A 26,374-nucleotide genomic window follows, 5' to 3' on the forward strand; every position below is an offset into this window, starting at 1 on the left:
ACCATGCCCGACAAACGTCTTATTTGCAGTTGCGGCAGATCGTCAGCTTGCGTTTCAAGGCGTCATCTTCCTCATCGACTGATGACTGCCCCGTGACCCCACTTGTGCCCAGATTGGGTTTGGAGCCCTTTGCTGTGCGCGCCCTCACGGGCGGCGCCACCTGCTTTGGGGTGTCATTGTCGTCGAGGGTCCCTACGCTGAAGCCATCGTAGTCGGCGGCTGCATTTGGCGTCGTCGGAAACCCGCCGATCACCGGTGTCGAAGCCTCTCTGCCCGACGTCGCCGGCGGAACTCTGGAATGTGTGGCGCTTGCGCCTGGCGGCGATGCGGGCGGAGCAAGGGAAACCGGCGGCGTGACCGTAGTCTGTCCTCTGGCGCTGTCGTGCGGCCAGGCGACAAACATGAGGCCGAGAGCCAAGAGCATCACGTTTCTCATCCGCATCCTTAGCAGCGTTGGTTGATCGATTGACAGCATGGCTCGTCGAGCCCGCTCCGCTGAAGAATATCAGCACTCAGAGGACCGTCAAAGCGCCGCAGCCTGGGGCACAGGCGGATGCCGGCGCCCTTCTCGAGCGACGCGCCCGCGATGCGGGCGAGACGGTTCAGACGCAGGCAGTCGATTGCGGATCATGCGCCGCCCTGACGTTGAAACTGAGCGGTCCCAGCTCGTTGCTGCAGGTCGAGGGCCCCTGGGCGTCGATGATCTTCTGCATCTGCTTCAGCGCCGCGCCGCTGTCGAGCAGGTCTCGCGCCCGGGCATGGCCGGCGCCGCCCTATCGTTGCCGAGCACTGCCATTACGTCGTTGGCCTCGAGGATCGGCCCGATGCCGTCGCCGATCGGCTGGCTTCCGTCGGCTATGATCACCGCGACCGCGCGGCCGAAGCGGTCGCCGACGAATTCGAACAGCTTAAGTTGGGAGTGCGGGAAGGTCTGGATGCATGGACAGGCCGGCAGGAGGGAGTCGGGCCTCCATGCTTAGACCTCGCCGTCCTGATGCTGTTGACCCAGATCATGGCCCTCGGCCGGCGGACATGGCGAGCGCGGCGCGTCGTTAGGCGGGACTGGGCCAGCCGCTATTTGATAGCCGAGTTGACCAGGTTGAACTTGCTGTTCAATAGCGCGCCGCCGGTGTTGTTCACGGCGACCACGATTGCCAGTGCGATCCCGGCGGCGATCAGACTGTACTCGATGGCGGTGGCGCCATTCTCATCTGCAAGGAAAGACCTGAGCAAACGCATTGCCAACTCCTGTTCATCCGATCGAACGGATGGCCGCCTCGTCAGCGAACTCGCAAATAGATCGAGTAAGTCGTGTGCGCACCAAAAGAATTAAACCCCGGGCAATCGCACCTCCGCTCATACGACGGCATTCATTAAATTAAGGTTCCGTCGATCCGTCCAAGTGGATTGATATCGGCAAGCGGCCGCACGGCTGCGCCGGCGCAGTGTCCGTCAAGGCGTGCCCCTTAACCGATTTTTGACCCTGTTCGTCAATGCGTCGGCAAGCATACTCGGATCGCTCTCATCCGCGCGAGGCGTCCGCATTCAGCGCCCGCAACATGGCGATGCGGGCGAACATCAGCCAGGCGCCACTGGTCTCGGCCGCATTGATCAACGTCTCGATCGCGGTCTGCCAGTGCGCCTCGTGCTGGACGTCGTCGGGCAGCTGCATGATGTAGTCCGCAGCATCTTGCAGCGTGAGCAGTTTGCGCTTGTTGCTCACGCGAACGGGATCGTCGAACGCCGTCGACCAGGGCATGTCAGGCCGCCCGATCGGCGAGGAGAGACATCACGGCGCGATCGTGGGGTGTGATGCTGCTAGCCGGCCTTCTTTGCCCGCGCCGGAGCCCGCACCGGCTTGTCGGCCTTCTTCGTGGCCTCCTTGGGCGCGGTCTTTGCCGCGGCGTCCTTGCCGCCCTTGCCTGATATCGGAAGCAGCATCTCGCGCTGGCCCTCGACGCGCTTCTTCGGCTTCTTGCCCTTGGCGGTCTCCTTAACGACCTTCGCAGCAGGGGGAGCCTCCTTCTCGCTCGCGAGGCTCTTCTTCAGCGCATCCATCAGGTTGATGACGTTGCCGCCCGTCTTCGGTGCGGCCTTCGCGGTAATCGGCATGCCGCTGCGCTTCTTGTTGATGAGATCTATCAGCGCGGTCTCGTAGTGATCCTCGAACAATTCGGGCTCGAACGCGCCGGACTTCTTCTCGACGATGTGTTTTGCAAGGTCGAGCATGTCCTTCGTCAGCTTCACGTCCTGGATATCGTCGAAATATTCCTTTTCGCTGCGGACCTCGTAGGGGTAGCGCAGCAGCGTGCCCATCAGCCCGCTCTCGAGCGGCTCCAGCGCGATGATGTGCTCGCGGTTGGTCAACACCACGCGGCCGATCGCGACCTTGTCCATGCTGCGGATGGTCTCGCGGATCACCGCATAAGCGTCGTGACCGACCTTGCCATCGGGTACGAGATAATAGGGGCGGATCAGGTAGCGGTTGTCGATGTCGGACTTGGGCACGAACTCGTCGATCTCGATCGTGTGCGTGGAGTCCAGCGCGATCTCGTCGAGCTCGTCCTTGGTGACCTCGATATAGGTATCGGTGTCGATCTTGTAGCCCTTGACGATGTCCTCGGAGGTCACCTCGTCGCCGGTCTCGGCGTCGACCTTGAGGTACTTGATGCGGTGGCCGGTCTTGCGATTGATCTGGTTGAACGAGACCTTCTCGGTATCCGAAGTGGCCGGATAGAGCGCGACCGGGCAGGTCACGAGCGACAGACGCAGAAAACCCTTCCAATTGGCGCGGGGGGCCATGGGCTACTCCAGACGCAACAGAGGACAAGTCCTGAGGATAACATCGCCCAGGTGCGAATCATAGCAAGCGCCGGCGCGGAATCTCGCAACGGCGTTAATCGCCGCCTGCGCCATGTTGCCGGTTGGGCCCATGCTCCGGAACATCGCCCGAGATCGCGCGTTGCTCCCCGGCAATTCGACGCCGCGAGGAGCGCGGCAAACCGGCGCGACAGCCACAGATTGAGGTCACCATGGCTACCACGCGAGAGCAGAACCGGATCGTGGAAACTCCGACCGAGGCGCGCCAGGGCGAACCCGGGCCTTCGGTGGCGGCGCTTCTCGCCATCTCGACGGGACTTGCGATCCTGATCCTTGCCGTCGTCTGGTTCGTGTTCTTCAGAACCTGACGGCCCGAACCGCCCGGCTCGCCGCGTTACGCGGCCATTGCGCCCGCCATGCCGTCGGCTCGCCCGGCTGCGCGGCGGGCGCACTCGCGTCAGTGCATGAGAAATCGTATATGACCAAAAAGTAACGCGGCCGGTTCCCGGCGTTCATATTCAGTTCACGCCGGAATTGCTCATCTGGAGCGGTGTTCGTGCGGTCTATTTCTGGAGAGAAGCGTGCGCCTGCTCGTTGTCGAGGACGACCCCGATCTCAATCGCCAGCTCACCAAGGCGCTGACCGACGCCGGCTATGTCGTCGATCGGGCCTTCGACGGGGAGGAGGGGCACTATCTCGGCGACAACGAGCCGTATGACGCCGTGGTGCTCGATATCGGCCTGCCGAAGAAGGACGGCATCTCGGTGCTGGAGGCCTGGCGCCGCAACGGCCGCACCATGCCGGTCCTGATCCTCACCGCACGCGACCGCTGGAGCGACAAGGTGCAGGGCTTCGACGCCGGCGCCGACGACTACGTCGCAAAGCCGTTCCACCTGGAGGAGGTGCTGGCGCGGATCCGCGCGCTGCTGCGCCGCTCCACCGGCCATGCCCAGAGCGAGCTGAGCTGCGGTCCGGTCACGCTCGATACCCGGACCGGACGAGTCAGCGTGTCGGGCAATCCCGTCAAGATGACGTCGCACGAATATCGGCTTCTGGCCTACCTGATGCACCATTCCGGCCGCGTCGTTTCCCGGACCGAGCTGGTCGAGCATCTCTACGACCAAGACTTCGATCGCGACTCCAACACCATCGAGGTCTTTGTCGGACGCATCCGCAAGAAGCTCGACGTCGATATCATCCAGACCGTCCGCGGCCTCGGCTATCTCCTGACCCCGCCGCCCGCGCCCGGCGCCTGAGGCGTTCTCGGGCTTGACGGGAGGCCGAACAGGGCCCTTGGTCCGGTCATGACGTCCGACGACCTGACTTCCAGCCCCTGCCGGGACCGTTCCGATGGCCGCTAGCTCCCTTGCGAACCGACTGTTCTTGTCGGCGACCGCTTGGCTCGTGGTGATCCTGGCCATCACCGGCGTGGTGCTGTCGTCGGTCTACAAGAACGCCACCGAGCGCGCCTTCGACCGCCGGCTCAATCTCTATCTGCGCACCTTGATCGCCGAAGTCGCGACCCCGGACGAACCGCCGGACCGTCAGTTCCAGTCGCTTGGCGAGCCCCTGTTCGAGCTGCCGCTGTCCGGCTGGTACTGGCAGATCACCCGGACCGACACCGAGAAACCGGAGGTGCGCTCCTCGCGCTCGCTCTGGGACAAGAAGCTGCCGAAGCTGGAGGAGCAGGGCGCCGAGCTCACCGCCGCCGGCATCCGCCTCGCTTATGTCGACGGGCCCGAAGGGCAGAATCTGCGCATGGTGGAACGGCCGGTCGATCTCGGTGCCGACGGCAAATTTCTCGTCAGCGTCGCCGGGGACGACACCGAGATCTTCGATGAGACGCGAAGCTTCGACTACTATCTCGGCGGCACCTTCACCGCGCTCGGCATCGTGCTGCTGCTCACGACCGTATTCCAGGTCCGCTTCGGCCTTGCACCGCTCAAGCGCATTTCGGAATCGATCGCCGACATCCGCTCTGGGCGGGCCGAACGGCTCGAGGGGGAATTCCCGGTCGAGATCGCACCGCTGGCGCGCGAGACCAACGCGCTGATCGAGGCCAATCGCGAGATCGTCGAGCGCGCGCGCACCCATGTCGGCAATCTCGCCCATGCGATCAAGACGCCGCTCTCGGTCATCGTCAACGAGGCCGGCGCCCACCCGTCTGATCCATTCGCTACCAAGGTGATGGAGCAGGCGGACGTCATGCGCGACCAAGTTGCCCATCATCTGGAGCGTGCACGCATTGCGGCGCGGGTCTCGGTGGTCGCGACCGTGACGGAGGTGGCGCCCGCCATCGAGGCGCTGCGGCGGACCATGGAGAAGATCCATCGCGACCGCGGCGTCGTGGTCGAGGCCAAGGCCGACCCATCCGCGAAGTTCCGGGGCGAGCGGCAGGATCTCGAGGAGATGGTCGGCAATCTCGTCGACAATGCCTGCAAATGGGCGGCCTCGCGCGTCTTCATCGAGGTTCTGGTCGAGACGCCGCACCAGGCCGGCGCCGGGCCGCGTTTGCGGATCATCGTCGATGACGACGGCCGCGGCCTGTCGGAAGCGGAGCGCGCCCAGGTCGCCCGGCGCGGCCAGCGGCTGGACGAGTCCAAGCCCGGATCGGGCCTCGGCCTGTCGATCGTGACCGATCTCGCCGCCCTCTATGGCGGTGGCCTCTCCCTTGGCGCTGCGCCGATCGGGGGCTTGCGGGCGGTGCTGGTCCTGCCCGGAATATAGTCCTTTGTTCCAATGGGAGTTTTCGGCTCGGGCGCGCCCGATCCGCAAAGCCCATGAAGGCATTGGGGCGAACGTCCTCAACGGCTTCTTAAGGCGCGGCCTCCTATGATTGCGCCCGGACGCATCCCGTTGTCCGCCATTTTACCGTGCATTACCCGGGCGCATGAGCCAGACATCGATCGAGCGGCTGAGGGAATATCTCGCGCAGCTCCCGCCGCAGTCGCAGGCGCTGCTGATGCGGGAGTTCGAGCGCGCCCTCGAGCGCGGCCAGGACACGGCGGTGGCAACCCTCGTGCTCGAGCAGCTGCGCAAGATCGTGCGCAAGACGGAAGCCGAGGAAGCCCCGCCGCCACGGACGGACGATCTGTCGCGGCTGTTGTTCCAAGTGGTGGAACCCTTCCTGGTCGAGGCGGGGACGCCGATCCGGGTCGGCCAGATCCGCCGCTCCTCGCTGCAGCCGATCTGGCAATGGCTCGGCCGTGACGGCGCTTCAGACAAGGTGAGCGAATTCGAGGCGGCGCTCGCCCGTATGCCGCCTGACGGTGCCGGGCAAATCGAGGCGCTGGCGCACAAGCTCCAGGCGGTAGCCACGGACGCGATCATGGAGCTGACGGGGCCGGGCGGCGGCGACAAGTCGCGGGCGCTCGCCCGTGTCGGTCCCCCCAACGTGATCGAGGATCTCTATTCGATCGGTGCGGTGCTCCAGGTCCGGGACGCCATCGCGACGCTCAACGAGAAGCTGCCGCGCACCTTGCGGACCTTCGGCGATTCCCAGATCGCCTCGGTGACTTCGGCGCTCAACATTCCGGTGCTCCAGACGCCGCAGATGCTGCCTTTCGCCTTATCGGTCGTCGTGCAGCGGATGACCGCGCCGTGGCAGATCATCCGCCTTGCCATCAAGATTGCCGCGTCGGACGACGAGATCCGCGTCGCGGCGACACCTTACGGCGTCGCCGTCACGATCGCCCTGCACGATCTGTCCTGCATTGCCGCGATCCTGCGCACGGACATCAAGCGCGGCCATTTCGACAATGTCGCCGCCAATCTCAAGACGCTGCACGACGGCGTGCGCGGCCTGCGCACCGAGCTCGACCTGCGCAACGATTCCGCCTGGGGCAAGCAGCTGACCTCGATCCGGGCCGACATCTCCAATGCGCTGCAATCCGAGATCGACAGCGTTCCCGGGCGCGTTCGCCGCATTCTGCGCCAGCGCCCCGAGAAGGACATTCCGCCGGGCGCGCGGATCGACGGCACCGAGGTCGAGGAAACCGTGGCGCTGATCGATTTCGTCGCGACCTGCCGCAACTATGCGAGCGAGCTTGCGATCAACGAGGTGACGCTGCGCACCTATTCCGACCTCCAGCAATATGTGGAACGATCGACCGAGCAGCTTGTGCAGTCATTGCGCGCCGCCGATCACAAGGTCCGCGCCTATCGGCAGCAGCAGGTGCAGGCCGCGATTCGCTTCTGCCAGGTGCTGTTCGGCGACGATTACGCCTCGTTGATGAGCCGCGCGGCAGAAAACGCGCTCACAGGCGAGCGCAAATCGTCGCGCGCAGGCTGACCAGCTGCATATCTTCGTAATCACAATTTATGGTTGACGGTGCCGTTGGCGCGCCGTACGGTCCCCGTGCAAGTCTTGGGAATTTCTATTTGTGGGCGCATGAAACCCGTTATTAGCTCCATCGAAATTGAGAACCGCGTTGTCGTGGCCAAGTATCAAAGGCTGATGGTTGGCGCCAAGGTGGTGCTGGTCGAGAAGGCAAGCGATCGGCAGCTGCCTGAGACAATCACGAGGGTTGCATCTCGGGTTCCCGTCGGAGCATTGCGCATCAGATTGCCCGATGCAATCAAGCCGGGAACATACTTCCTGAAGGCCTTCAACGGGCACGGCGAGGACGCCGCGCAAAGTATCGACTTCGAGATCGGCTAAGCCGTTGGATTTTCACCGCTTCGGGACCGAATGCGGTCGCGCCGAATTGACAATTGTCAATTGCCGCCTCGTCCGGCCGTGGTGTAAAGCCACCTATGGGCGCGGTTCGTGCGCCGCCGGAAGCTTGCCCGATGACGCTATGGTTCGTGTTCGCGCTGATGACGGTCGCGGCGATTTTCGCCGTGCTCTGGCCGCTCGGCCGCACCAGCCGCGCGCAGGATCAGGGCAGCGAGGTTGCGGTCTACAAGGACCAGTTGGCCGAGATCGAGCGTGATCTCAGCGCAGGATTGATCTTGGCGCCGGAGGCCGAGGCCGCGCGTGTCGAGATCAGCCGCAGGCTGCTCGCGGCGGCTGCCAGCGAGCCCGCGACCGCGCCGACGTCGAGCCTCAAATGGCGCCGTGCGGCGGCCGTGCTGGCGTTCGCCGGCCTGCCGCTCGTTGCGGTCGGCGTCTATATGCCGCTCGGCTCACCCCGACTACAGGACTTTCCCCTCGCGCAGCGGGAGCGCGGGTCCGGCATGGCGCAGTCGCTCGAGAACCTCGTCGTGCAGGTCGAGCAGCATCTGGAGAAGAATCCGACGGACGGGCGCGGCTGGAACGTGCTCGCGCCGGTTCTGGAGCGGCTGGGCCGCTTCGACGACGCCGTGCGCGCCTATCGCAACTCGCTCACCTACAATGGCGAGAGCGCAGAGCGCCGGTCCGATCTCGGTGAAGCGATCTCGGCTGCCGCCGGCGGCGTGGTGACCGCCGAGGCCAAGGCCGAATTCGAGCGAGCACGCGCGTTGAACGCCGACGATCCCAAGGCGAACTACTTCCTGGGCCTCGCCGCCGAGCAGGACGGCCGCAAGGACGATGCGGCCAATATGTGGCGCGCGCTGCTTGCGAAAGCGCCTGCGGATGCGCCGTGGCGTGCCCTGGTGCAGTCCTCGCTCGCGCGAGTCGGTGGCGGCGGCACGATGCCGGCCTTGTCCGACGAGACGATTGCTGCCTCCAAGGATATGGCCGAAGGCGATCGCAACGCGATGGTGCGCGGCATGGTCGATCGTCTGGCCACGCGGTTGAAGCAGAACGGTGATGATGTCGAGGGGTGGCTGCGTCTGGTGCGCGCCTATCTCGTGATGGGGGAGCGAGACAAGGCGATGGGCGCCTCGGCTGATGCCCGGCAGGCGGTTGCCGGCGACACCGAGCGGCTGCGCCAGCTCAACGAAGGCCTGAGGACTCTCGGGCTCGGCGGATGACGAATGCACGACGAGAGATGCGGAGAACGGATACGCCATGACGCGCAAGCAGCGACGTATGACCATCATCGGCGGCTCGCTCGCCGTGCTCGCGCTCGCGGCCGCGCTGGTGCTCAACGCGCTTCGCGACTCCATCGTGTTCTTCTCGACGCCGAGCATGGTCGCTGAGAAACATATCGAACCGGGCAAGCGGTTTCGCCTCGGCGGCTTGGTGCAGCCCGGCTCGCTCCAGCGCAGCGACAATCTCGCGGTGACGTTCGAGGTCGCCGACGGCAACGCCAAGCTGCCGGTCGCCTACAAGGGCATCCTGCCCGACCTGTTCCGCGAAGGGCAGGGCGTGGTCGCCGAAGGCGCGCTCGACGCCAATGGCGTGTTCAAGGCCGATACCGTGCTGGCCAAGCACGACGAGACCTACATGCCCAAGGACGTCGCCGATGCCCTGAAGAAGCAGGGGCACTGGAAGGACGATTACGGCCCCCAAGCTTCTGGTGCCGGCAAACCTGCGGCGACGACCGCGCAGGGCAATCCGCAGGGAGCGGTGCGGTGATCGCCGAATCCGGACATTACGCGCTGGTGCTGGCGCTGGGGCTCGCACTGATCCAGTCCATCGTGCCCCTGGTCGGCGCGCGCCTGCGCGATGCTGCCCTGATGAACGTGGCGCGCTCAACGGCGCTGGCGCAGCTCCTGTTCGTCGGTGTGTCGTTCGTTGCGCTCGTGATGCTGCACGTGAATTCGGATTTCTCCGTCGCCAACGTCTACGAGAACTCCCACTCGATGAAGCCGCTGCTCTACAAGATCACCGGCGTGTGGGGGAACCATGAAGGCTCGATGCTGCTGTGGGTGTCGATCCTCGCGCTGTTCGGCGGATTGGTCGCGAGCTTCGGCAACAATCTGCCGCTGTCGCTGCGCGCGCATGTGCTGGCCGTGCAGGCCTGGATCGCCAGCGCGTTCTATCTCTTCATCCTGATGACCTCGAATCCGTTCCTGCGCATCGTCAATCCGCCGATCGAGGGGCGCGATCTCAATCCCGTGCTCCAGGATATCGGCCTCGCCGTGCATCCGCCGATGCTCTATCTCGGCTATGTCGGTTTCTCGATCTCGTTCTCCTTCGCCGTCGCGGCATTGATGGAGGGCCGGATCGATGCGGCCTGGGCGCGCTGGGTGCGGCCCTGGACGCTGGTTGCCTGGATCTTCCTGACGCTCGGCATCGCCATGGGCTCGTACTGGGCCTATTACGAGCTCGGCTGGGGCGGCTGGTGGTTCTGGGATCCGGTCGAGAACGCCTCGCTGATGCCCTGGCTCGCCGGCACCGCGCTGCTGCATTCGGCACTGGTGATGGAGAAACGCAATGCGCTGAAGGTCTGGACCATCCTGCTCTCGATCCTGACCTTCTCGCTGTCGCTGCTCGGCACCTTCCTGGTTCGCTCGGGCGTCATCACCTCGGTGCACGCCTTCGCCACCGATCCGACCCGCGGCGTGTTCATTCTGCTGATCCTGTGCCTGTTCATCGGCGGCAGCCTGTCGCTGTTCGCGGGCCGCGCAACGTCGCTGAAGCAGGGCGGGCTGTTCGCGCCGATCTCGCGCGAGGGCGCGCTGGTGCTGAACAATTTGCTGCTCACAGTGGCTTGCGCGGTCGTGCTGTTCGGCACGCTCTATCCGCTGGCGATGGAGATGCTCGCCGATTTCAAGATGTCGGTCGGCGCACCCTTCTATAACCTCACCTTCGCGCCGCTGTTTGCCCTGTTGCTGCTCGCGGTGCCGTTCGGGCCGATGCTGGCGTGGAAGCGCGGCGATCTGCTGGGCGTGACGCAGCGTCTGCTTGCTGCAGGTGTTGCCGGGCTCGTCGTGGTTGCCATCACCTGGGCCTGGGTGCGGGGCGGCAGCGCGCTGGCGCCGCTCGCGATCGGGCTCGGCGTTTTCGTCATCGCCGGCGCCGTCACCGACCTCGTCGAACGGACTGGGCTGGTTCGTCTGCCGTTCGCAACGGTGCTGCACCGGGCGCGCGGCCTGCCGCGGTCAGCCTGGGGCACGGCGTTTGCGCATGCCGGCCTCGGCGTCGCGCTGATCGGAATCGTCTGCGAGACCACCTGGAACAGCGAATATATCGCGACGATGAAGCCGAACGACGTCGCCCATGTCGCCGGCTATGACCTGAAGCTCGACGGGCTGTTCCAACGCCAGGGCCCGAACTACCGCGAGATGATCGCCGAGTTCAACGTCAGCCGCGAGGGCGAAGCCATCAGAGTCATGACGCCGTCCAAGCGCAGCTTCACCACCCGCGGCTCATCGACCACCGAGGCCGCATTGCTGACGCGCGGCGCGAGCCAGCTCTACATTTCGCTCGGCGACGCCACGGAAGGCGCCATCGCCGTGCGCATCTATTACAAGCCGTTGGTCCTCCTGATCTGGTGGGGGCCGGTGCTGATGGCGTTCGGCGGCGTGCTCTCGCTCTCCGACCGCCGCCTGCGGGTCGGCGCGCCGAAGCCGGCGCGGGCCAAGCAGCGCCTCCAGCCGGCGGAGTGATCCGATGCGCCGGATGATGACCGCGCTCATCGCCTTGATGCTGCTGGCTTCACCGGCGGCCCACGCTGTCCAGCCCGACGAGATCATGTCGGACCCGGCCAAGGAATCGCGCGCGCGCGAGTTGTCGCGCGAGCTTCGCTGCATGGTCTGCCAGAACCAGTCGATCGACGATTCCGATGCGCCGCTGGCACGCGATTTGCGGCTTCTGGTGCGCGAGCGCATTGCGGCCGGCGACAGCAATTCGCAGGTGCTCGATTTCCTGGTGGCGCGCTACGGCGAGTTCGTGCTGCTGAAGCCGCGCTTCGAGCGGCAGACGCTGCTGCTGTGGCTGCTCGGGCCGGCGCTGCTGATCGGTGGCGGCTTGGCGCTGTGGCTGCAAATCCGCCGGCGTTCGCGGAGTGGTGCCGACGTACCGGCCCCGCCGCTCACGCCTGAGGAAGAAGCGCGGCTTGCAGCATTGATGTCGGACGAAGCCAGGTCGTCGTAGCTGCGCAGTGATACGTAGGCTGGCCGTCGCCCGCGTGTTTCATCCTATGCTGACCTTTGTCTGGAAGCTTGTCGCGAATTTGATTCCAGATCTGAGTCCCCCGACGTTCGCGAACAGCAATCTGACGATCCGCTTCCTGGTCGGCGCCGTTGTCGCTGCGTTATTGTTCCTGCTGGGCATCGGCGGCGGCACCGGTTTCATCGCGGTGCTCTATGATGCCGCACGCGGCACCCTCGACGTCTCCAACCATATCGTCCAGATCACCTCGACCTCCGCGGAGACCGGCCGCATGGCCGCCGAGGCGCGGGATTCGGCGGTCGACCTGTCGCAGCAGGCCGAGACCTTGAAGCGCGAAATCGGCGCGTTCATCGTCAGCGTCAGGGCGAGCTGAGCGCCAAAAATCGCGCTTCCGCTTTGGTCACGGGAACTCGATTAAGTTCCTGTAAGACCACGATTTTTGGCCTGTGCTAAACTGCCGCATCTGTCTCGTCCCTTCATTACAAAAGTTTAACCCCGCCGCCAGCGCGCGGTAAGGCGGGAATCCCCATCTTCAAGTCCGCAAGGTGCTGGGATCCGGCACCAAAAGGAATTCAAGGCCCTGGAGATTTCTGCATGACCGATCGTATCGACCTCTCGAACCTTCCGACGTACCGGCCGCCGCGCCGGTCGGTGTTTTCCGCGCGCAAGCTGGCGCTGATGGCTTCGGTCGTCGCCGGTCTCGGCGCGGCCGTCTATGGCTTCAGCCCATCGACCTCCCCGGCCGACCTGTTCTCCAGCCCGGCGCATGCGCAGGTCAACAACGAGGTCCGAAAGGTCGAGCGTCCGATCGGTTTCGCCGACATCGTCGAGCGCGTGAAGCCGTCCGTGATCTCGGTGAAGGTCAACATCAAGGAGAAGACCGCGAGCAACGATGACGGTGATGATTCCTCCTCGCCGTTCCAGCCGGGCTCGCCGATGGAGCGCTTCTTCCGCCGCTTCGGCGGTCCCGATGGTTTTCCGGGCCTGAAGGGCGGCCGCGGCCGCGTCGTGCAGGGCCAGGGCTCCGGCTTCTTCATCTCCGCTGACGGCTATGCCGTCACCAACAACCATGTGGTCGACGGCGCCGACAAGGTCGAGGTCACCACCGATGACGGCAAGACCTACACCGCCAAGGTCATCGGCACCGACCAGCGCACCGACCTCGCCCTGATCAAGGTCGAGGGTAGCTCCAACTTCCCATTCGCCAAGCTTGCCGACGGCAAGCCGCGGATCGGCGACTGGGTGCTCGCGGTCGGCAATCCCTTCGGTCTCGGCGGCACCGTGACCGCGGGCATCGTTTCGGCCAGCGGCCGCGACCTCGGCAATGGTCCCTATGACGATTTCATCCAGATCGACGCGCCCGTGAACAAGGGCAACTCCGGCGGTCCGGCCTTCAACACCGATGGTGAAGTGATGGGCGTCAACACCGCGATCTACTCGCCCTCCGGCGGCAGCGTGGGCATCGCGTTCTCGATCCCCGCCAACACGGTGAAGAGCGTCGTCGCCCAGCTCAAGGAGAAGGGCTCGGTCAGCCGCGGCTGGATCGGCGTGCAGATCCAGCCCGTGACGTCCGATATCGCCGACAGCCTCGGCATGAAGAAGGCTGAGGGCGCCCTGGTGGCGGAGCCGCAGGCGAGCGGTCCGGCCGCCAAGGCCGGCATCGAGTCCGGCGACGTGATCACCGCGGTCAACGGCGAGACCGTCAAGGACGCCCGTGAGCTTGCCCGCACCATCGGTGGCATGGCGCCCGGCGCCTCCGTGAAGCTCAACGTGCTGCACAAGGGCCAGGATAAGGTCGTGAACCTCACCCTCGGCCAGTTGCCGAACGCGGTCGAGGCCAAGGCCGATACCGATAATGACAGCGGCAAGGGTGCCAGCAAGGGCACCGACGTGCCCAAGCTCGGCATGACCGTTGCGCCCGCAAATTCCGTTGCCGGCGCCGGCAAGGAAGGCGTCGTCGTCACCGAAGTCGATCCGAAGAGCGCCGCGGCCGAGCGCGGCTTCAAGGAAGGCGATGTGATTCTCGAAGTCGGTGGCAAGAGCGTTGCCACCGCAGGCGAGGTCCGCGACGCCATCAACGCGGCGCGGACCGACAACAAGAACAGCGTCCTGATGCGCGTGAAGAGCGGCGGCCAGTCGCGCTTCGTCGCCGTGCCCATCGCCAAGGGCTGAGCCTTCAGGAGGTCTACGAGATGAAGGGCATCGCCGGCATCAGTCGCCCCCGCCGCCGGTGCCCTTCGGGGAAGCAGCGCAACGTTCGCTTCCCTCATCTACCTTCCGGTGGAATTACGCCCCCCTCCGTCGGAAGGCCTAGGGCGGTGAGGTCCCCCCAGCTTCACCGCCCGCCTTTTTCCCGCTTCGAGACTCCCCCGCTCGGCTTGCATGCGATTGCCGCTCGCGCCATGTTTAGAGAAGGTTGACCTCCTTGACCGCCGCTGAACGCACGATGCGCCTCCTCATCATCGAAGACGACCGCGAATCCGCCGACTACCTCGCCAAGGCGTTTCGCGAAGTCGGACACATTGCCGACCACGCCGCTGACGGCGAGGAAGGCCTCGCCATGGCCGAGAACGGCGACTACGACGTGCTGGTGGTCGATCGCATGCTGCCCAAGCGCGACGGCCTGTCGCTGATCGGCGCACTGCGCGACAAGGGCAACACGACGCCGGTGCTGATTCTCTCAGCGCTCGGGCAGGTCGATGACCGCATCAAGGGCCTGCGTGCCGGCGGCGACGACTATCTGCCAAAGCCCTATTCCTTCGCCGAGCTGCTGGCCCGCGTCGAAGTGCTGTCGCGCCGTCGCGGCGGCCCGGCCGAAGAGACGCTTTATCGCGTCGGCGACCTCGAGCTCGACCGGCTGTCGCATCGCGTCGCCCGCGGCAAGGACGAGCTGACCCTGCAACCGCGCGAATTCCGCCTGCTCGAATATCTCATGAAGCATGCCGGCCAGGTGGTGACCCGCACCATGCTCTTGGAGAACGTCTGGGACTATCATTTCGATCCGCAGACCAACGTGATCGACGTGCACATCTCGCGGCTGCGCTCCAAGATCGACAAGGGCTTCGAGCGCCCGCTGCTGCACACGATCCGCGGCGCCGGATACATGATCCGTGACGGCATTCGGTAAACTCGTCCGCACCACGGCGTTCCGGCTGACGCTGGTCTATCTGCTGCTGTTCGCGATGTTCGCGGCCTCGCTGCTCGGCTATTTCGCCTGGAATACACGGCGGCTGATCACCGAGGAAATCACGCAGACGGTCAATTCCGAGACTTCGGAAATCAGCGAGATCTACGATCGCCGCGGCATGTTCAGCCTCGTGCGTACGATCGAGTATCGCGCGCTACGCCCGGGTGCCAACCTCTATCTCGTGACCACGCCGACGGGGCAGGCGATTGCCGGCAATGTCGGCTCGCTGGCGCCCGGCGTGATGGCGACGCGCGGCTGGTCGGAGACGGCCTATCGACGCCTCGAGGATGCCGATGATCGCGATCATCGCGCTTTGGTGCGCGTCACCGAATTGGAGAACGGCTTCCGGCTGCTGATCGGCCGCGACCTCGCCGAACGGCGGCGCCTGTTCGGCATCGTCGCCAAGGCAGCGCAATGGTCGATCCTGATCGTCGTCGTGCTCGGCCTCGGCGGCGGCATCTTCGTCGCACGCAGGGTGCTGAGGCGCATCGACGCGATGACCGGCACCACGCAGCGCATCATGACCGGAGATCTCAGCGAGCGCCTGCCCGTGGGGCGCAGTGGCGACGAGATCGATCGCCTCGCCGAGAACCTCAACGCCATGCTCGAGCGGATCGAGGCGCTCATGGCGGGTCTGAAGGAGGTTTCCGACAACATCGCCCATGATCTCAAGACGCCGCTGACGCGGCTGCGCAATCGCGCCGAAGAGGCGTTGGCGAGATCAGGCTGCGAGGCCGATTATCGCGCCGCGCTGGAGCGGACCATCGAGGAGTCCGACGGGCTGATCCGGACCTTCAACGCGCTTCTGATGATCGCGCGCGCAGAATCCGGACAGGCGCGCGGCAACATGGACGACTTCGATGCCGCGGAGGTTGCGGAGGGCATCCACGAGCTCTACGAGCCGCTCGCCGAGGAAGACGGCATGACCCTGAAGGTCAAATGCGAGCCGACGCCGGTTCATGCCAATCGCGAACTGATCAGCCAGGCGCTCGCCAATCTCGTCGAGAACGCGATCAAATACGGCAAGCCGGCGGCACAAGCGGCCGGAACCGTGGTCAGCATGGACGCGAGGCAAATCACGATCGAGGCGCGGCGCGAGGGCGACCGGGTGCTGCTCAGCGTGACCGATCGTGGTCCAGGCATCCCCGAAACCGATCGCAAGCACGTGGTCGAGCGATTCGTGCGGCTGGAGGCCAGCCGCACGCTGCCGGGCTCAGGTCTCGGCCTCAGCCTCGCCTCGGCGGTCGCGACGTTGCACGGTGGCGAATTGCGCTTGGGCGATGCCAATCCCGGCCTCGTCGCCACGCTCGTCGTGCCGGCGCGCGCGGGGGCCGGCGACAGGGTTGCTCCGCCGATGCAGGATGTGCCACAGAAGGTGGCATGAACCACTCCGCGCCGGGAAACGCGGACAAGCATGGTGAGAGGCTGGCCGCACGCTTCGCGGAGGCTCCCCATATTGCCGCTTCCACAACCGACGAACGACGTTTCGAAACCTGGCTGGCCGAGCTCGAGCCGGCACAATCGGCACGTCTCGAATCCCTGCTGGTTCATCCATTCGCGCGGGATATCTTGGCCGGGATCGCGGAATTCTCGCCCTATCTGTTCGATCTCGTGCGCGCCGACCCCGCGCGTCTGGTCAGGCTGCTCGAATGCGATCCCGATGTGCACCTGGCGGTGCTGATGGCGGAGGCGAGGAGCGCCGTGCTCGCGGCATCCGATGAAGCCGAGGTGATGCGCCTGCTTCGCCGCATGAAGGCGGAGGCAGCACTGCTGACCGCACTCTGCGACATCGGCGGCGTCTGGCCGGTGATGCGGGTGACGGCGGCGCTGACCGATATCGCGGTATTCTCGGTCCAGGCGGCGCTCCAGTACCTGCTGCGGCAGGAAGCCGCACGTGGCAAGCTCTCACCGCCCGACCCCGAGGCGCCCGAAAAGGGCTGCGGGCTGATCGTGCTGGCGATGGGCAAGATGGGCGCGGGCGAGCTGAACTATTCCAGCGACATCGATCTCATCGTCTTCTTCGATCCCGATGCCACGACGCTGGCGCCCGATATCGAGCCGCAGCCGTTTTTCGTGCGGGTCACACAGGGCATGGCGCGCATCCTGCAGCAGCGCACCCATGATGGTTACGTCTTCCGCGTGGACCTGCGGCTGCGCCCCGATCCGTCCTCGACGCAGGTGGCGATCTCACGGGACGCCGCGCTGAATTACTACGAACGGGAAGGGCGCACCTGGGAGCGCGCCGCCATGATCAAGGCGCGGGCCTGCGCCGGCGATCCCAGGGCGGGCGAGGCGCTTCTGGCGGAGATCGCGCCCTTTGTCTGGCGCAAGCATCTCGACTTCGCCGCGCTCGCCGACGTCCACGACATGAAGCGGCAGATGCAGACCTATCGCGGCCAGAGCGAGATCGCGGTCGAGGGCCATAACGTCAAGGTCGGGCGCGGTGGCATCCGCGAGATCGAGTTCTTCGCGCAGACCCAGCAGCTGATTGCGGGCGGCCGCCATCCGGAATTGCGGGTGCGGCCGACGCTGAGGGCGCTCGACGTGCTCGCCTCCAGCAACTGGATCACCCTTGCTGCGCGCGACGAGCTGACCACGGCTTACGAATTCCTGCGCCGGGTCGAGCATCGCCTCCAGATGATCGCCGACGAGCAGACCCACACGCTGCCCGAGGACAAGCAAGCGGTCGAGCGCTTCGCATGGTTCTTCGGCTATCCGGATCGCGAAGCCTTTGCGCGCGACCTGCTGCACCAGCTCAAGATCGTCCAGGGTCACTACGAAAAGCTCTTCGAGGGCGACGATCCGACCGGCACCGCCAAGCTGCCGGCGCTCGACTACGGTGCGGGTCCAGACGATCCGCGCCTGCTTCAGCATCTGGCGACGCTTGGCTTCAAGAAGCCCGCCGCCGTCGCGCAAACCGTGTGCGACTGGATCACCGGCGACTACCGCGTGTTCCGCGTTGAGACGACGCGAAGCGCCTTCGTCGAATTCGTGCCGGCCTTGATCGACGGCCTTGCCCATGCCGAGGATCCGGATCGCGCCGTCGTGGCGTTCGATCATTTCCTCGGGGCGCTCCAGCGCGGCGGCCGGCTGATCACGCTGCTCAGTCAGAACCGGGATCTCGTCGCGCTGGTGGCGCTGGTGCTGGGCGCGGCGCCGCGGCTCGGCGAGATGCTGGCACGGCAGCCGCAGCTCATGGATGGCCTCATCGATCCCCGCTTTTTCGGCGCGATGCCCGACAGGCTGGAATTGTCGGGCCGGCTCGCCGCGACCGTGCAGGATGCCGGCTCCTACGAGGAGTTTCTCGATCGCCTGCGCCTGTTCGGGCAGGAGAGCCTGTTCCTGATCGGCACGCGCATCCTGTCCGGCACCGTCTCGGCGCAGCAGGCGAGCACGGCCTTTGCAGACGTGGCCGAAGGCATCGTCCACACGGTGCATGGCCTCGTCGCCGATCGCTTTGCCGCCCAGCACGGCCGCATCAAGGGGCAGGAGACCGCGATCATCGCGATGGGCCGGCTCGGCAGCCGCGAAATGACGGCCTCGTCCGACCTCGACCTGATCCTGCTCTACGATTTCGACAGCGAGAACCCTGACTCGGATGGGCCGAAGTCGCTGCAAGGTGCGCACTATTTTGCCCGCTTCACCCAGCGCCTGATCAGTGCTTTCACGACGCGGACCAACTACGGCGTGCTCTACGAGATCGACATGCGGCTTCGTCCGTCGGGGCGCGCCGGCCCGGTGGCGTCGAGCCTTGCCTCCTTCGCGGATTACCAGGCCAACGAGGCCTGGACCTGGGAGCACATGGCGCTGACGCGCGCGCGCGTGGTGTCGGCTTCGCCAGAATTCCGGAAACGGATCGAGCGCGTCATCCGCGATGTCCTGACCCGCCGCCGCGACCGCGGGATCATCGCCAACGACGTCGCCGACATGCGCAGCGCGATCGGCCAGGAGAAGGGGGAGGCCGACCACTGGGATCTCAAATACGCCGCCGGCGGCATGATCGACGTCGACTTCATCGCCCAATATCTCCAACTCGTGCATGCCCACGACAAGCCGGACATTCTCGACGTCAGCACCGTGCAGGTGCTGGAAAACGCATGCAGGCTCGGCGTGCTCGCTCAATCCGAGACCGAGATCTTGCGTGCGGCGGCGCGGCTCTATCATGACCTGACGCAGATCCTGCGGCTCTGCGTCAGCGAGCGCTTCAAGCCGGAAACCGCCGGCACCGATCTCCTGCGCGTCATGGCGCGCGCCGGCGATGCGCCGGACTTCTCGTCGCTGGAGGCGCGGGTGAAGGAAACGCAGAGCGAGGTGCGGCGCGTTTTCAGGATGCTCTTAGGGACGTCGCCTGTTTCAGCGAGGTGAGGGCCTCGCGCACGTTCGGCTCCAGTCCCGCGCCGCCGGCATCGAGATGGGCGAAGATCGCGCGCTTCATCCGGGGATCCCAGAACTTCTTGATGTGCTCGGCAATGCCCGGCACGGCTTTGTCATGCCCCTGGCTCTGGAAGAACTTGCCGATCTGGTTGGCCATGTAGATCAGGCGATCAGGCGACATCGGCAACCTCCTGGGCATGGCGGGCGATGACCCGGTCACCATGCGAGAACACTTCGAACCCGTCCTGCCGGGCGATGGCGATCAGCGTGATGCCGGCAGCTTCCGCCGTGCGCACCGCGAGCGCGGTCGGCGCCGAGACGGCGACCATCACCGGCGCGCCGATCGCGGCGGTCTTCTGCACCATCTCGACCGAGACGCGGCTCGTCAGCAGCATCATGCCGCCGCGCGCATCCGTGCGGCTGCGTGCCAGGGCGCCCGCGAGCTTGTCGAGCGCGTTGTGGCGGCCGACATCCTCGCGCAGCGCAACGATGCCGCCGGCAGGGGACCAGAACGCAGCGGCGTGAACGGCGCGGGTTTGCATGTTGATCGATTGCAGCGGCGCAATGGCCTGCATCGCCGCCATGATCTGCTCCGGCGTGAAGGTCTGACCGCACGGCACGACCGCCGCGGGCCGCACGGCTTCAGCGATGGACTCGATGCCGCAGATGCCGCAGCCGGTAGGACCGGCGACGCGGCGCCGGCGCTCGCTGATGAGTACCGCATCTTCCGGTGCCAGCCACATCCTGAGCTCGATGCCGTCGTCGAGGCGAACAACCTCGAGCGATTTGATGTCGTCGACCGACTTGATGATGCCTTCGTCCAGGCTGAAGCCGACGGCGAAATCCTCCATGTTCTGCGGCGTCCCCATCATGACGGCATAGGTGCCGCCATTATAGGTCAGCGCCAGCGGCGTCTCCTCGGGGATCAGCCGCGTCCCCTCTGATGCGATGCCGTCACGCCAGATCTCGCGGTCGATGGCCTGGACCGGAACGTGCATGCCCTTACTCCGCAGCTTCGGCCGGTACGATGCGACGGGATTGCCGCGCCTGTGCGTCATAGGCCTTCTGCCAATCGGACGGGCCGTTCGAGCGCGAGACCTGCACCGCCGTGACCTTGTATTCGGGACAGTTGGTCGCCCAGTCCGAATAGTCCGTCGTGATGACGTTGGCCTGCGTGTCCGGGTGGTGGAAGGTGGTGTAGACGACGCCGGGCGCGACGCGGTCGGTGATCTCCGCGCGCAGAGTAGTCTCGCCGGCGCGGCTCTTCAGCCGCACCCAGTCGCCGTCGCGCACGCCGCGCTGCTCGGCATCGTGCGGGTGGATCTCCAGCCGATCTTCGCTGTGCCAGATAACGTTGTCGGTGCGCCTGGTCTGCGCGCCGACATTGTATTGGCTGAGGATGCGGCCCGTGGTGAGCAGCAGCGGATAGCGCGGACCGGTGCGCTCGTCCGTCGCGACATACTCGGTCACGACGAATTTGCCCTTGCCGCGGACGAAGCCGTCGATATGCATCACCGGCGTGCCCTCGGGCGCCTTCTCGTTGCAGGGCCACTGCACTGAGCCGAGCTCGTCGAGCTTGGCGTAGGAGACGCCGGCGAAGGTCGGGGTCAGCGCCGCGATCTCGTCCATGATCTCGGAGGGATGGCTGTAGTTCATCTCGAAGCCCATGGCCCTGGCAAGGCCAATGGTGACCTCCCAGTCGGCCATGCCGTTCTTCGGCGTCATCACCTTGCGCACGCGCTGGATGCGGCGCTCGGCATTGGTGAAGGTGCCGTCCTTCTCGAGGAAGCTCGAGCCGGGCAGGAAGACGTGGGCATAGTTCGCTGTCTCGTTCAGGAAGAGGTCGTGGACGATGACGCATTCCATCGCCGACAGCGCAGCGACCACGTGCGAAGTGTTCGGGTCGGACTGGAGAATGTCCTCGCCTTGCACGTAAAGGCCCATGAACGTGCCTTCGACCGCGGCATCGAACATGTTGGGGATGCGCAGGCCAGGCTCGGGGTTGAGCTTGACGTTCCACAGCGCCTCGAACTGGTCGCGCACGGCATCGCCCGATATGTGGCGATAGCCCGGCAGCTCGTGCGGGAACGAACCCATGTCGCAGGAGCCCTGCACGTTGTTCTGGCCGCGCAGCGGGTTCACGCCGACGCCGGGGCGCCCGATATTGCCGGTCGCCATCGCAAGGTTCGCGATCGCGATCACGGTGGTCGAGCCCTGGCTGTGCTCGGTGACGCCGAGACCGTAATAGATCGCGCCGTTGCCGCCGGTCGCGTAAGTGCGCGCGGCTTCGCGCAGGACCTTGGGATCGACGCCGGTGAGGATGGCGGTCGATTCCGGGCTATTCTTCGGCTGGGAGACGAAGGCGGCCCACTCCTCGAACTCGCTCCAGTCGCAGCGCTCGCGCACGAAGGCTTCGTTGACGAGGCCCTCGGTGACGATGACATGCGCCAGCGCGGTCATGACTGCGACATTGGTGCCGGGCATCAGGGGCAGGTGCAGCGCCTTCACATGCGGCGATTCCACCATCTCGGTGCGGCGCGGGTCGATCACGATCAGCTTTGCGCCCTGGCGCAGCCGCTTCTTCAGGCGGGAGGCGAAGACGGGGTGCGCGGAGGCCGGGTTGGCGCCGATGATCAGGACGACGTCGGTGTCCTCGACCGAGTCGAAGTCCTGCGTGCCGGCGGAGGTGCCGAAGGTGGTGGCGAGGCCATAGCCGGTCGGCGAGTGGCAGACGCGGGCGCAGGTGTCGACATTGTTGTTGCCGAAGCCGGCGCGGATCAGCTTCTGCACCAGATAGGTCTCTTCATTGGTGCATCGGGACGAGGTGATGCCGCCGATGGCGTCGCGGCCGTATGTCTTCTGGATGCCGCGCATCTTGGCGGCAGCAAAGGAGAACGCCTCGTCCCAGGACACTTCGCGCCAGGGATCCTCGATTCTTTCGCGGATCATCGGCTTGAGAATGCGTTCCCCGTGGTTGGTGTAGCCCCAGGCGAAACGGCCCTTGACGCAGGAATGACCGCGGTTGGCCTTGCCGTCCTTGTAGGGCACCATGCGCACCACTTCCTCGCCGCGCATTTCGGCCTTGAAGGCGCAGCCGACGCCGCAATAGGCGCAGGTGGTGACGACCGAGTGCTCGGGCTGACCGATCTCGATCACGGATTTTTCCGTCAGCGTCGCGGTCGGGCAGGCCTGCACGCAGGCGCCGCAGGAGACGCATTCGGAGCCCAGGAAGCTCTCGTTCATGCCCGGCGAAACCCGGCTTTCGAAGCCGCGGCCGGAGATGGTCAGCGCGAAGGTGCCTTGCACCTCCTCGCAGGCGCGGACGCAGCGCGAGCAGACGATGCACTTGGATGGATCATAGATGAAGTACGGATTGGACTCGTCCTTCGGCATCCAGTGGTCGTTGTCGCAGCCGTGGGTCTTGGCGAAGACGTGGTTCTCGCCCTCATAGCCGTAGCGCACGTCGCGCAGGCCCACGGCGCCCGCCATGTCCTGCAGCTCGCAATCGCCGTTGGCGCCGCAGGTGAGGCAATCGAGCGGATGATCGGAGATGTAGAGCTCCATCACGCCCTTGCGCAGCTTCTTGAGCCGCTCGGTCTGGGTGTGCACGACGAGGCCGGGCATGACGGGCGTGGTGCAGGAGGCCGGCGTGCCGGCGCGGCCTTCGATCTCGACCAGGCAGAGGCGGCAGGAGCCGAATGCATCGACCATGTCGGTGGCGCAGAGCTTTGGAATCTGGTGGCCGGCTTCCATCGCCGCGCGCATGATCGAGGTGCCCTCGGGCACCGAGATCTCCTTGCCATCGATGGTCAGCGTCACCATCGCTTCCGATTTGGAAGCCGGCGTGCCGAAGTCGATTTCCTCGATCAGAGACATCGTCGTTCTCCTATTCCGCGGCCTGAAGCGTCGTCGGCGCCGGGACAAAATCCTCCCGGAAATGCTTCAGCGCACTGAGCACGGGGTAAGGCGTGAAGCCGCCGAGTGCGCAGAGCGAGCCGAATTTCATGGTGTTGCAGAGGTCCTCGACCAGCGCGAGGTTTTCATGGACGCGCTCGCCCCGGATGATCTTCTCGATGGTCTCGACCCCACGGGTGGAGCCGATCCGGCACGGTGTGCACTTGCCGCAGGATTCGATGGCGCAGAATTCCATGGCGAAGCGCGCTTGCCTCCGCATGTCGACGCTGTCGTCGAACACGACGATGCCGCCATGGCCGATCAGGCCGTCGCGCGCGGCAAAAGCCTCATAGTCGAATGGAGTGTCGAACAGCGCGCGCGGGAAATAGGCGCCGAGCGGCCCGCCGACCTGCACGGCGCGCACGGGGCGGCCCGTGAACGTGCCGCCGCCGATGTCGTCGACGAGCTCGCCGAGCGTCACCCCGAAGGCGGTCTCGAACAGGCCACCGTAGCGGATGTTGCCGGCGAGCTGGATCGGCATCGTCCCGCGCGAGCGGCCCATGCCGAAATCCGCATAGGCCTTGGCGCCCTCGGCGAGGATGAAGGGGACGGCCGCGAACGACAGCACGTTGTTGATCACGGTCGGCTTGCCGAACAGGCCGTGATGCGCCGGCAGCGGCGGCTTGGCGCGCACGATGCCGCGGCGGCCTTCCAGGCTCTCCAGCAGCGAGGTCTCCTCGCCGCAGACATAGGCGCCGGCGCCGACGCGCACCTCGAGATCGAAGGCTTGCTTCGAGCCGCCGATGTCGGTGCCGAGATAGCCGCCGCGCCTGGCCGCCGCGATTGCGGCGTTCATCGCCTCGACCGCGTGCGGATATTCGCTGCGGATGTAGATGTAGCCCTTGGTCGCGCCGACGGTGAGGCCGGCGATGGTCATGCCCTCGATCACCAGGAAGGGATCGCCTTCCATGATCATGCGGTCGGCAAAGGTGCCGCTGTCGCCTTCGTCGGCGTTGCAGACGATGAACTTGCGGTCGGCCTTGGCTTGCGCGACCGTCTTCCACTTGATCCCGGTCGGAAAGCCCGCGCCGCCGCGGCCGCGCAAGCCCGATGCGGTGACTTCGTTCAGGATCGCATCAGGTCCGAGCGAGAGTGCGCGCTCAAAACCCTTGTAGCCGCCATGGGCGCGGTAGTCGTCGAGCGAGCGCGGGTCGATGACGCCGCAGCGGGCGAAGGTGAGGCGGGTCTGGCGCTTCAGCCAGGGAATCTCCTCGGTCGCGCCCAGCCGCAAGAGATGCGGTGCGTTGCTGGCGAGCGCATCGAGCAGCGAGGGCACGTCGGTCTCGGTGACAGGACCGAAGGCGATGCGGCCCTGGGGCGTCGCGACCTCGACCAGCGGCTCCAGCCAGTACATCCCGCGCGAGCCGGTTCTGATGATCTCGATCGCCACGCCACGCTTGGCGGCGGCCTGCTCCAGCGCCAGGGCGACCTCGTCGGCGCCGACGGCGACCGCGCCGGCGTCGCGTGAGACGTAGAGGCGCATGCTCATCGCTGCGCCTCCGCAACCAGCGCATCGAGGCGCTTCTGGTCGAGCCGGCCGATGAGGCGGCCATCGAGCATCGCGGATGGCGCAGTCGCGCACAGGCCGAGGCAGTAGATCGGCTCCAGCGTGACGCGATCGTCAGCCGTCGTGTTGCCGAGCGAGACGCCAAGCTTCGCCTCGGCCCGCGCAGCCAGCGCATCGCCGCCCGCGGCCTGACAGGCTTCGGCGCGGCACAGCTTCAGCACATGGCGGCCGGCCGGCTTGTGGCGGAAATCATGATAGAACGTGAAGACGCCATGGACTTCGGCGCGCGACAGATTGAGCGCCTGCGCAACCATGGGGATGGCGGCCTCCGGCACATAGCCGAATGCCTCCTGTAGCGCATGCAGGATGACCAGCGTCGCACCCTCTTGATCGGCATGTTCGGCGATGATTTCGGCGCCGCGCGTCTCGTTCCAAGGCTCAAAAATCGCTGTCATTCTTCGTTCTCAACCTGAGCGTTCCATCGGCGCAAACTAGTTGGAATCGTTCGAAGATCAATAAAGCTGTCCCGTGCTGCGATTGCGAATTCGGATCGATTTGCAACGACAATCAGTCGATACGAAACGGTAATGAAAGTCGTATCGGCTGCCGGTTTTTGCGTGTTGGTGCAGGCCCGGCATGCTAGCTTGCATGCCACGATGGAATTCGAGGGGACGACCGGTTGATCGACAAGCTTGAACTATTGCTGGCGCTGGCGAAGGAGCGGCATTTCGGACGTGCTGCCGAGGCCTGCGGCGTGACGCAACCGACAATGTCGACCGGGCTCAAGCAGCTCGAAGAGATTCTCGGCGTGATGCTGGTCCAGCGCGGCTCGCGCTTTCAGGGATTCACCCCTGAAGGCGAGCGGGCGCTCGACTGGGCGCGGCGGATCGTGGGCGATGCCCGCGCAATGCGCGACGAGATCAACGGGCTGAAGCATCAGCTCTCCGGCGAGATCCGCATCGCCGCGATCCCAACCGTGCTCGGCATGGTCGCCTCGCTGACGACGCCGTTTCGCGCGAAGCATCCCGAGGTGCGTTTCAGCATCCGCTCGACGACCTCGTCGGAGGTGCTGGGATTGCTCGAGAATCTCGAGGTCGATGCGGGGCTGACCTATATCGAGAACGAGCCGATCGGCAAGGTGCGCACCATTCCGCTCTACAACGAGAGCTACCGCCTGCTCACTGCACCGGATGCGATGTTCGGCGACCGCGAGACGGTGACCTGGAAGGAGGTCGGGCAGGTGCCGCTCTGCCTGCTGACGCCCGACATGCAGAACCGCCGCATCATCGACCGCGCGCTGCGCTCGGTCGGCGCGGAGGCGACGCCGACCCTGACCTCGAACTCGCTGCTGGTGCTGTTCACGCATGTGAAGACGGGGCGCTGGGCCAGCGTGATGCCGGCCAAGCTCGCCGAGACGCTCGGCCTGTCCGATACCGTCCGCTCGATTCCGATCGTCGAGCCCGAGGTCAATTACAGCATCGGCATGGTGATCCCGCAGCGCGATCCGATGACGCCGCTGATCGCGGCGCTGGTCAACGTCGCGCGCGAGGTCGCGCCGACGCTGCAATTGTAGAGCATGACGAGACAGAGTGCGTCCGCGATGTGG

The 26,374-nt window shown here is 65.6% G+C and carries 23 protein-coding genes and 2 pseudogenes; 15 read left to right on the plus strand and 10 right to left on the minus strand.

The features are described from left to right. Positions 1-19: 19 nt before the first annotated feature. From P6U28_RS07950 to P6U28_RS07970, 5 genes and pseudogenes are all read right to left on the minus strand, one after another. A complete protein-coding gene (locus P6U28_RS07950; RefSeq protein WP_407122016.1) occupies positions 20-424 on the minus strand; it encodes a hypothetical protein in 405 nt (134 codons plus the stop codon). A gap of 110 nt (positions 425-534) precedes the next feature. After that, positions 535-910, minus strand: a pseudogene (locus tag P6U28_RS07955) (thymidine phosphorylase); the annotation flags it as partial. Positions 911-1,074: 164 nt separating this feature from the next. After that, the gene (locus tag P6U28_RS07960; RefSeq protein ID WP_122404114.1) at positions 1,075-1,239 is read right to left on the minus strand and encodes a Flp family type IVb pilin; all 165 of its coding nucleotides are present in this window, start codon (positions 1,237-1,239) and stop codon (positions 1,075-1,077) included. A gap of 283 nt (positions 1,240-1,522) precedes the next feature. Next, a complete protein-coding gene (locus tag P6U28_RS07965; RefSeq protein ID WP_122404113.1) occupies positions 1,523-1,759 on the minus strand; it encodes a hypothetical protein in 237 nt (78 codons plus the stop codon). Between the two features lie 59 nt (positions 1,760-1,818). Beyond that, a complete protein-coding gene (locus tag P6U28_RS07970; protein ID WP_122404112.1) occupies positions 1,819-2,802 on the minus strand; it encodes a Ku protein in 984 nt (327 codons plus the stop codon). A gap of 230 nt (positions 2,803-3,032) precedes the next feature. Between P6U28_RS07970 and P6U28_RS07975 the strand changes: the two genes are divergently transcribed. From P6U28_RS07975 to P6U28_RS08040, 14 genes and pseudogenes are all read left to right on the plus strand, one after another. Next, positions 3,033-3,188: a hypothetical protein gene (locus P6U28_RS07975; RefSeq protein ID WP_162832009.1), complete on the plus strand. Its 156-nt coding sequence runs from the start codon at positions 3,033-3,035 to the stop codon at positions 3,186-3,188. 213 nt (positions 3,189-3,401) lie between these two features. Continuing rightward, complete coding sequence (locus P6U28_RS07980; RefSeq protein ID WP_011085905.1) at positions 3,402-4,076, plus strand: response regulator transcription factor; 675 nt, start codon at positions 3,402-3,404, stop codon at positions 4,074-4,076. A gap of 94 nt (positions 4,077-4,170) precedes the next feature. Further along, complete coding sequence (locus P6U28_RS07985; RefSeq protein ID WP_122404111.1) at positions 4,171-5,547, plus strand: sensor histidine kinase; 1,377 nt, start codon at positions 4,171-4,173, stop codon at positions 5,545-5,547. A gap of 163 nt (positions 5,548-5,710) precedes the next feature. Next, positions 5,711-7,111 carry a hypothetical protein gene (locus P6U28_RS07990; RefSeq protein ID WP_407122019.1) on the plus strand — a complete coding sequence of 467 codons (1,401 nt, stop codon included), beginning with the start codon at positions 5,711-5,713 and terminating at the stop codon, positions 7,109-7,111. Positions 7,112-7,210: 99 nt separating this feature from the next. Then, a complete protein-coding gene (locus tag P6U28_RS07995) occupies positions 7,211-7,480 on the plus strand; it encodes a hypothetical protein (protein ID WP_162500360.1) in 270 nt (89 codons plus the stop codon). 131 nt (positions 7,481-7,611) lie between these two features. After that, positions 7,612-8,718 carry a c-type cytochrome biogenesis protein CcmI gene (gene ccmI / locus P6U28_RS08000; RefSeq protein WP_122406752.1) on the plus strand — a complete coding sequence of 369 codons (1,107 nt, stop codon included), beginning with the start codon at positions 7,612-7,614 and terminating at the stop codon, positions 8,716-8,718. Positions 8,719-8,755: 37 nt separating this feature from the next. Then, positions 8,756-9,265, plus strand: coding sequence for a cytochrome c maturation protein CcmE (ccmE, locus tag P6U28_RS08005; RefSeq protein WP_122404109.1), 510 nt, complete (start codon positions 8,756-8,758; stop codon positions 9,263-9,265). Next, entirely contained in the window at positions 9,262-11,241 is a 1,980-nt protein-coding gene (locus P6U28_RS08010) for a heme lyase CcmF/NrfE family subunit (protein ID WP_122404108.1), read from the plus strand. The genes ccmE and P6U28_RS08010 overlap by 4 nt, the downstream gene beginning before the upstream one ends. 4 nt (positions 11,242-11,245) lie before the next feature. Then, the gene (locus P6U28_RS08015) at positions 11,246-11,728 is read left to right on the plus strand and encodes a cytochrome c-type biogenesis protein (RefSeq protein WP_122404107.1); all 483 of its coding nucleotides are present in this window, start codon (positions 11,246-11,248) and stop codon (positions 11,726-11,728) included. A gap of 214 nt (positions 11,729-11,942) precedes the next feature. Then, positions 11,943-12,119: pseudogene (locus tag P6U28_RS08020) on the plus strand (methyl-accepting chemotaxis protein); the annotation flags it as partial. A 221-nt stretch (positions 12,120-12,340) separates the two neighbouring features. Then, positions 12,341-13,918, plus strand: a complete 1,578-nt coding sequence (locus P6U28_RS08025) for a Do family serine endopeptidase (protein WP_122404106.1) — start codon at positions 12,341-12,343, stop codon at positions 13,916-13,918. A gap of 274 nt (positions 13,919-14,192) precedes the next feature. Further along, positions 14,193-14,873 carry a response regulator transcription factor gene (locus P6U28_RS08030; RefSeq protein WP_122406751.1) on the plus strand — a complete coding sequence of 227 codons (681 nt, stop codon included), beginning with the start codon at positions 14,193-14,195 and terminating at the stop codon, positions 14,871-14,873. Then, the gene (locus tag P6U28_RS08035; RefSeq protein ID WP_122404105.1) at positions 14,857-16,317 is read left to right on the plus strand and encodes a HAMP domain-containing sensor histidine kinase; all 1,461 of its coding nucleotides are present in this window, start codon (positions 14,857-14,859) and stop codon (positions 16,315-16,317) included. The genes P6U28_RS08030 and P6U28_RS08035 overlap by 17 nt, the downstream gene beginning before the upstream one ends. Further along, positions 16,314-19,298, plus strand: coding sequence for a bifunctional [glutamine synthetase] adenylyltransferase/[glutamine synthetase]-adenylyl-L-tyrosine phosphorylase (locus P6U28_RS08040; protein WP_122404104.1), 2,985 nt, complete (start codon positions 16,314-16,316; stop codon positions 19,296-19,298). Before P6U28_RS08035 ends, P6U28_RS08040 begins: the two co-directional genes overlap by 4 nt. On the opposite strand, the gene P6U28_RS08045 is transcribed toward P6U28_RS08040, so the two are convergent. The 5 genes from P6U28_RS08045 to P6U28_RS08065 are packed head-to-tail and all read right to left on the minus strand — an operon-like array spanning position 19,258 to position 25,223. Further along, positions 19,258-19,488: a formate dehydrogenase subunit delta gene (locus tag P6U28_RS08045; protein ID WP_162500359.1), complete on the minus strand. Its 231-nt coding sequence runs from the start codon at positions 19,486-19,488 to the stop codon at positions 19,258-19,260. The two genes, P6U28_RS08040 and P6U28_RS08045, sit on opposite strands and share 41 nt — an antisense overlap. Further along, positions 19,478-20,305, minus strand: a complete 828-nt coding sequence (gene fdhD / locus P6U28_RS08050) for a formate dehydrogenase accessory sulfurtransferase FdhD (protein WP_122404102.1) — start codon at positions 20,303-20,305, stop codon at positions 19,478-19,480. Before fdhD ends, P6U28_RS08045 begins: the two co-directional genes overlap by 11 nt. 4 nt (positions 20,306-20,309) lie before the next feature. Continuing rightward, positions 20,310-23,183: a formate dehydrogenase subunit alpha gene (gene fdhF, locus P6U28_RS08055; protein ID WP_122404101.1), complete on the minus strand. Its 2,874-nt coding sequence runs from the start codon at positions 23,181-23,183 to the stop codon at positions 20,310-20,312. A gap of 10 nt (positions 23,184-23,193) precedes the next feature. Further along, the gene (locus P6U28_RS08060) at positions 23,194-24,750 is read right to left on the minus strand and encodes an NADH-quinone oxidoreductase subunit NuoF (RefSeq protein ID WP_122404100.1); all 1,557 of its coding nucleotides are present in this window, start codon (positions 24,748-24,750) and stop codon (positions 23,194-23,196) included. Then, positions 24,747-25,223, minus strand: coding sequence for a formate dehydrogenase subunit gamma (locus P6U28_RS08065; protein WP_122404099.1), 477 nt, complete (start codon positions 25,221-25,223; stop codon positions 24,747-24,749). The genes P6U28_RS08060 and P6U28_RS08065 overlap by 4 nt, the downstream gene beginning before the upstream one ends. 224 nt (positions 25,224-25,447) lie before the next feature. On the opposite strand from P6U28_RS08065, the gene P6U28_RS08070 reads away from it, so the two are divergent. Beyond that, positions 25,448-26,341 carry a LysR family transcriptional regulator gene (locus P6U28_RS08070; protein WP_122404098.1) on the plus strand — a complete coding sequence of 298 codons (894 nt, stop codon included), beginning with the start codon at positions 25,448-25,450 and terminating at the stop codon, positions 26,339-26,341. The last annotated feature ends 33 nt before the right edge of the window (positions 26,342-26,374 follow it).

The organism is Bradyrhizobium sp. STM 3561 (genome assembly GCF_045571455.1).
In the GTDB taxonomy this organism is placed as follows: domain Bacteria; phylum Pseudomonadota; class Alphaproteobacteria; order Rhizobiales; family Xanthobacteraceae; genus Bradyrhizobium; species Bradyrhizobium vignae.

Bases quoted from the DNA above. Each gene is read 5' to 3' on its own strand.
- P6U28_RS08060 (WP_122404100.1), bottom strand. From the start codon at position 24,750: ATGAGCATGCGCCTCTACGTCTCACGCGACGCCGGCGCGGTCGCCGTC.
- P6U28_RS08045 (WP_162500359.1), bottom strand. From the start codon at position 19,488: ATGTCGCCTGATCGCCTGATCTACATGGCCAACCAGATCGGCAAGTTC.
- P6U28_RS07990 (WP_407122019.1), top strand. From the start codon at position 5,711: ATGAGCCAGACATCGATCGAGCGGCTGAGGGAATATCTCGCGCAGCTC.
- P6U28_RS07960 (WP_122404114.1), bottom strand. From the start codon at position 1,239: ATGCGTTTGCTCAGGTCTTTCCTTGCAGATGAGAATGGCGCCACCGCC.
- P6U28_RS07950 (WP_407122016.1), bottom strand. From the start codon at position 424: ATGCTCTTGGCTCTCGGCCTCATGTTTGTCGCCTGGCCGCACGACAGC.
- ccmI (WP_122406752.1), top strand. From the start codon at position 7,612: ATGACGCTATGGTTCGTGTTCGCGCTGATGACGGTCGCGGCGATTTTC.
- fdhD (WP_122404102.1), bottom strand. From the start codon at position 20,305: ATGCACGTTCCGGTCCAGGCCATCGACCGCGAGATCTGGCGTGACGGC.
- P6U28_RS07995 (WP_162500360.1), top strand. From the start codon at position 7,211: ATGAAACCCGTTATTAGCTCCATCGAAATTGAGAACCGCGTTGTCGTG.
- P6U28_RS07975 (WP_162832009.1), top strand. From the start codon at position 3,033: ATGGCTACCACGCGAGAGCAGAACCGGATCGTGGAAACTCCGACCGAG.
- P6U28_RS07985 (WP_122404111.1), top strand. From the start codon at position 4,171: ATGGCCGCTAGCTCCCTTGCGAACCGACTGTTCTTGTCGGCGACCGCT.
- fdhF (WP_122404101.1), bottom strand. From the start codon at position 23,183: ATGTCTCTGATCGAGGAAATCGACTTCGGCACGCCGGCTTCCAAATCG.
- P6U28_RS08065 (WP_122404099.1), bottom strand. From the start codon at position 25,223: ATGACAGCGATTTTTGAGCCTTGGAACGAGACGCGCGGCGCCGAAATC.
- P6U28_RS08040 (WP_122404104.1), top strand. From the start codon at position 16,314: ATGAACCACTCCGCGCCGGGAAACGCGGACAAGCATGGTGAGAGGCTG.
- ccmE (WP_122404109.1), top strand. From the start codon at position 8,756: ATGACGCGCAAGCAGCGACGTATGACCATCATCGGCGGCTCGCTCGCC.
- P6U28_RS07970 (WP_122404112.1), bottom strand. From the start codon at position 2,802: ATGGCCCCCCGCGCCAATTGGAAGGGTTTTCTGCGTCTGTCGCTCGTG.
- P6U28_RS08025 (WP_122404106.1), top strand. From the start codon at position 12,341: ATGACCGATCGTATCGACCTCTCGAACCTTCCGACGTACCGGCCGCCG.
- P6U28_RS07965 (WP_122404113.1), bottom strand. From the start codon at position 1,759: ATGCCCTGGTCGACGGCGTTCGACGATCCCGTTCGCGTGAGCAACAAG.
- P6U28_RS08030 (WP_122406751.1), top strand. From the start codon at position 14,193: ATGCGCCTCCTCATCATCGAAGACGACCGCGAATCCGCCGACTACCTC.
- P6U28_RS08015 (WP_122404107.1), top strand. From the start codon at position 11,246: ATGCGCCGGATGATGACCGCGCTCATCGCCTTGATGCTGCTGGCTTCA.